The organism is Frankia sp. CoWAU3 (genome assembly GCF_977971855.1).
Genome location: NZ_CDWWXB010000199.1, coordinates 1,446 through 6,996, shown reverse-complemented (window position 1 = coordinate 6,996; position 5,551 = coordinate 1,446). Strand labels below are relative to the sequence as shown.

At 69.3% G+C, this 5,551-nt stretch carries 4 protein-coding genes; 3 read left to right on the top strand and 1 reads right to left on the bottom strand.

Features of this window, described 5'->3' with window-relative positions; genetic code table 11:
* Positions 1-600: 600 nt before the first annotated feature.
* Positions 601-1,485 (bottom strand): LLM class F420-dependent oxidoreductase, encoded by an 885-nt coding sequence (locus tag AC08ON_RS15115; RefSeq protein ID WP_476608094.1) that lies wholly within the window; start codon positions 1,483-1,485, stop codon positions 601-603.
* Between the two features lie 603 nt (positions 1,486-2,088).
* Here AC08ON_RS15115 and AC08ON_RS15110 point away from each other — a divergent pair.
* From AC08ON_RS15110 to aat, 3 genes are read left to right on the top strand one after another with little or no spacing between them, the layout of a single operon-like run.
* Entirely contained in the window at positions 2,089-3,834 is a 1,746-nt protein-coding gene (locus tag AC08ON_RS15110; RefSeq protein ID WP_476617195.1) for a putative bifunctional diguanylate cyclase/phosphodiesterase, read from the top strand.
* 8 nt (positions 3,835-3,842) lie between these two features.
* The gene (locus AC08ON_RS15105) at positions 3,843-4,469 is read left to right on the top strand and encodes an EAL domain-containing protein (RefSeq protein WP_476617194.1); all 627 of its coding nucleotides are present in this window, start codon (positions 3,843-3,845) and stop codon (positions 4,467-4,469) included.
* Positions 4,460-5,380 carry a leucyl/phenylalanyl-tRNA--protein transferase gene (gene aat / locus AC08ON_RS15100; RefSeq protein WP_476608093.1) on the top strand — a complete coding sequence of 307 codons (921 nt, stop codon included), beginning with the start codon at positions 4,460-4,462 and terminating at the stop codon, positions 5,378-5,380. Before AC08ON_RS15105 ends, aat begins: the two co-directional genes overlap by 10 nt.
* Positions 5,381-5,551 lie beyond the last annotated feature (171 nt).

Genomic DNA, 5,551 nt, shown 5'->3' with positions numbered 1-5,551 from the left:
CCCCGATCACGACGGACCCGCGCCTTAACTCGCCTCACCGACAGCACCCGACCGGCAACGCCGGCCGGGCATTCGGCGAGCCCTCCCACGACATCACCGAACACTTACGTGCCGACGGACCATTTCCGCGGTCGCCGCGGGCGGTGTGAAGTTTTCTCCCCCAGCGAGGCCACGCACCTGCTCGGCAAGCCCGTCCTGCGTCAGGCCCCCGGGCCTCACGGAAGCGACGAAGAGTACTCGGAGTCCAGCCCGGGTGCTTCTCGTTCGACATCGACGACCTAGTTCCAACGACATCGTTCCGCTGCCCCGCCAGTTCTCCCACCAGCAGAGTAGTCAGACGGACAGCGCGGACGGGCGACAATGTCGGAATCGAGCGCTGGACATCCCTCAAGGTCCGTTTCCTGTCCGGTCGCCGGACTGCCCGGGTAATCGCCTGCCGGCTGCCCTGGTCAGCGCGGCCGGCACGCGTTGGACTCATGACCAGCGGCTCCGCTCGGGCTGACGGGAGGTCCCCGGGTCCGGCGCCGCGCACGGGCCTGGCCGAGAACGAGCTGCCCCCCTTTCGGGACCGGCCTGGAGATCTGGGTCGGGAGATCTGGGTCAGGAGATCTCGGCGAGCCCGGCGACCCGCGGAATCACCTCTTCACCGAGTATGTGCAGAGGCTCGACGTGCCAGACGTCGCGCACGCCACCGAGAACCGCCTGGACACCGAGTTCGGCCAGGTCGTTCAGCTCGTCGAGAATCCTCGCCACATTCTCCCCCCTCGGTCCGACGTCAAAGGAGAAGACCACGGTCTTGAGGATGTCGTCGTAGTTCCGACCCTCGCGTTCGCAGTGTTCACGCAGCACCTGGAGCTTGCGCGCCAGATCGGGACCGGGGAAGAGGTTGCACGCCTGTGCGTACCGGGCCACGAGGTGCAGCGTCTTCCTTTCGCCACCCCCACCGATCAGGATGGGTGGATGCGGCCGCGTCAGCGGCCGCGGCGAATTCAGTGGACGGGCCAACTGGTAGTACCGGCCAGAGAAGGGGCTCTCGTCACCGCTCCACATCCGCAGGCAGATCTGCAGCGTCTCCTCCAGCCGTTCGAACCGCTCGGCCAGCGGCGGGAACGGCAGACCGAGACCGACCGCCTCCTGTTCGTACCAGGCGGCGCCGATGCCCAGCCAGGCCCGCCCGCCGGAGAGCACGTCCAGCGTCGTGACGATCTTCGCCAGGGCGCCGGGCGCCCGGTAGACCGTCCCGGTGACCAGGGTCAGCAGCTTCGCGCGGCGGCTGTGGGCGGCCAGGAAACCCAGCGTCGTGTACGCCTCCAGCATCTCGTTCTCGACCGGACCGACCATCGCGATCTGGAAGAAGTGGTCCATGACGGCCAGGTAGTCGAATCCGACCGTGTCCGCCACGCGGACCACCTCGGCCAGATCTTCCCCGAGCCGCCCGGAACCGTGCGGGGAGGTGAAGTCGGGTAGTTGCAGACCGATCCGCATGTGCGCTCCTCCCCCGCCTCCAGCGCGGAAAGCGGGACATAGCCGATATTTTCCCATCTGTCGCGCGGCGACAGCCTCCGGCCGCGGTGATCATGATCGGGACTCCCTGACGTGATGAGTCGACGACACGACCACGCCTGCGCGCGGTCACCCCACCCGAACCCAACGCCACGCCCGCAAATCGCAACAAATTTCGATATATAAATGACAAGAGGCTGAGATGCACGAGAATGTAGGCATGCCCGGCCAAGCCTCCGTCATGATGGTCACATGAGGCCCGGGTGGCGGGACCTCCGGGGTGTCCGTACCCTTTCCCTCGACGGAGGTAGCCCTACTCCTCCCGCAGGACCGGTCGCCATCGGCGCCGGTCGATTACTGGATCTGCGGAGTCGGCACCATGGCGGCACCGGAGAGGGGCCGGAGGGGGAGTCGCCACCATCGCCCGCCCACGGCGCACCCATAAAAGATCATATTTTTCGGCGAACCGGCCGGCAAAACGGCCGTCGGTGCCGCTGGTGTCGTCGCCGCGGCACCGGGCGATGGCCGTCGGCACGATGCCGGGCACGTGCACAGGTTTCCACCACTCTGCGGGGGGATGACCGGTTGACCGCCTCTCTCCCTCCCCCGTGCCGGTTCCGTCTGATCCGGATTGCCCAGCTCGTCCTGATCGTCGCCACGGTCTACCTGTCCGTTTCCGCGTTCGTCACCGTGCCCCACATCGGCAACGAGACCGGGTCGCTGCGTTACGGCGTCGCCCTCGGCTCGGGCCTGATCTGCCTGTCGCGGGCGGTGTTGATCCGCGGCGAACGCCTGCCCTGGGCCCTGCTCGGCACCGGGCTCATCAGCTACGGAGGCGCGACGATCTACTACAACGCGGCGGTCGCCGGCCGGCAGGACGACGACCTCGGGCCGTCGCTGGCCGATCTCGGCTGGCTGCTCTTCTATCCAGCGTGCTATGTCGCCGTCATCCTCCTGCTACGCAGAAGAGTGCTCCAGCTGCACACGAGCGTCTGGATGGACGCGCTCGTCGGCCTGCTCGGCGTGGCCGCGCTGACCAGCGGCATCGGCGTGGCGATGGCGAACGCGTATCCGCGCTACAGCGCGTGGACGATGACGGCGAACCTGATCTATCCGCTCGCCGACCTGCTGCTGATCCTGCTGATCGTCACGGTGTTCAGCCTACTGGGCTGGCATCCCGGCCGGCTGTGGTGGCTGCTGGGCATCGGGCTGGTGGGCTTCGCGATAGCCGACTCACTCCTGCTGGTCATCGTCACCACGGACAAGGACCCCGGGTCCGGCCTCCTCGGCACGCTGTGGCTGTTCTCGGTGCTCATGCCGGCCCTGGCCGCCTGGCTGCGACCGCGCTGGCACCCACCGGCCAAGATGTCCGGCTGGGGCGTCATCGCGGTCCCACTGGTGCTCACCGTGATCGCGCTCGGTCTGCTCGTCCTCGGCGCCACGGTCCAGCTGCCAAAGGTCACCGTCGGACTCGCCGCGGCCACGGTGCTGACGGCCCTGGCCCGCGCCGCGTTCACCTTCATCGAGGTCCAGCAGCTCGCCGAAAGCAAGGTGCTGGCCCGCACTGACGAGCTGACGGGCCTGGCAAACCGGCGTGGCTTCATCGAACGGCTGACGAAGGCCGAGCAGCGCGCCACCGGGGTGGGCACCTTCGCCCTCCTCCTGCTGGACCTTGACCGGTTCAAGGAGATCAACGACTCGCTGGGGCATCAGGTGGGCGACGCGCTACTGGCGCAGGTCGGAACCCGTATCTCCGACGCCCTGCGTCCCGGCGACCTGCATGCCCGCCTGGGCGGCGACGAGTTCGCGGTCCTGCTCGAACACGCGGACATCGAGGCCGCGAAACGCGTCGCCGACCGGGTGCTGGCCGTGCTCGGCGATCCCTTCGACGTCGGCGGGGTGACCCTGCACGTCGGCGCGAGCATCGGCGCCGCCGTGTACCCCGACCACGCCGAGGACGCCCACATCCTGTTGCAGCGTGCGGACGTGGCCATGTATGCCGCGAAGTCGGGCCGCACCGGCGTGGAGTCCTACCGTCCCGGCTCCGACGTGAACAGCCTCGTCCGCCTCGACATGATCGAGTCCCTGCGCGCGGCGCTCGGCACCGGCCAGCTGGAGGTGCACCACCAGGTCAAGGTCGACCTCGATTCCGGGCAGGCAAATGCCGTGGAGGCCCTGGTCCGCTGGCGGCATCCCAGCCGCGGCCTGCTCGGGCCAGAGGAATTCGTCCCCCTGGCCGAACAGGCCGGTTTCATCCGGATGCTGACCATCGAGGTGCTGAGACCGCCCTGGGCCAGTGCCGGCAGTGGCACTCCGCCGGATTCGACGTAGCGGTGGCGGTGAACCTGTCCGCCTCGGACCTGCTGGACCGTGGCTTTCCCGAACAGGTCAGCGGCATGCTCTCCGGCTTCGGGCTGAGCCCGACGGCACTCGAGCTGGAGATCACCGAGACCACGTTGATGCTCGACCGGGTCCGCACGGCCGCCGTACTCGGGGAGCTGCGCGACCTGGGGATCGGAATCGCCGTCGACGACTACGGCACCGGGTACTCCTCCCTGGCCAGGCTCTGGGAGCTGCCCGTTGACGTGCTGAAGCTGGACAAGTCATTCATCCAGCGCATGGAGGTCGATGGCCGGGCCGAGGCGATCGTCCGTTCGACGGTCGGGCTCGCCCACGCGCTCGGCCTGCGCATCGTCGTCGAGGGCGTGGAGACCGCTGGAGCGATGCGGATGCTGCGGGATTTCGGCTGCGACCTGGCTCAGGGCTACTTCCTCGGCCATCCGGGCCCATCTGAGCAGGTGACCGAACAACTGCGGCGACGGGCGCCGTCGGCTGGCATGATCGATCCGGAGACGATCGGCCGGACGGAGGAATGTCCCGGCGATCTCTCCCCGACGATGGAGAGTGCCGTGCTGAACGCCCCAGTCGCCCCGGATCGGACGCCGGCGGTCAAGTCGTGGCGCTGACGGCGCCGCCCCGCGATCTCGGCCCCACCGTATGGGACGGGTTCTCGCTGCTGAGCAGCCCCCGCCAAGCCCCGGTCGCCGTCGGCGGTGAGCTGGATCCGGCGACGTTGATCGGCGCCTACCGGGCCGGCGCCTTCCCCTGGCCGGCGAACGAGGCCGACGGCGGCAAGGTCCATGAGGACGACGAGGCCCACGGGGACGACGAGGCCCACGGGGACGACAGCGACGACGCGAGCAGTGGGACCCGCGGGGGCGGGGGGTGGCTGCGCGAGATCCTGCGGGCGGCGGTGGCCGCCCGACGCATCCCCCATCTGCCCCCGCACCGTCCCGGTGGGCTGGACCTGCCCTGGTGGAGCCCCGACCCCCGGGCCGTGATGCCGATCGGCCGGCTGCGGGTCAACCGGACACTGCGCAAGCGGCTGCGTAACTGCGGGTGGACCACCACCGTCGACGAGCGCTTCGTCGACGTCGTCCGCGGCTGCCGCCGCGGCGGTACCTCCGAATGGATCACTCCCCAACTGGTCGAGGGCTACGCCGAGCTGCACGCCCTGGGCTGGGCACACAGCATCGAGGTCTGGGAGGGCGACGAGCTGGTCGGCGGCATGTATGGAGTGGGCGTCGGCGGCGTGTTCGTCGGTGAATCGATGTTCCGCACCCGGACCGACGCCTCCAAGGTGGCTCTGGCCGACTTCGACGCCCGGTTCACCGCGGCCGGCGGGGTACTGCTGGACGTGCAGATCGCGACCCCGCATCTGATCGACCTGGGTGCGGTGGAGATTCCACGGGCCGATTTCCTCGCCGTTCTGGCCCGCGTCCGGGATGCCGACGTCCGCCTCGACCGGGACCGGCATCCGGTCGCCCGCCTTGCCCCGCATGGCGCCTCCGGCGCCATGCGGGGACCCCTGGCCTAGGGCGCCGTCCGGGGTCTCCGTCACCTCGCCCCCGGCGAGGTTCCTGGGAGAACCGTCGGGCGCCTCCGGCGCAATGCGGGGACCCCGGTAGGAGCCTGTCTCGGCGAGGTGGGGTTCAGTCGCCGGCGCGGGCCTGCGGGACCGACACCAGGGGAAACCGCTCGACCGCCT

What these genes read in the sequence shown, in the direction of transcription:
- AC08ON_RS15115 (WP_476608094.1), bottom strand. Translation starts at nt 1,485, where the DNA reads ATGCGGATCGGTCTGCAACTACCCGACTTCACCTCCCCGCACGGTTCC.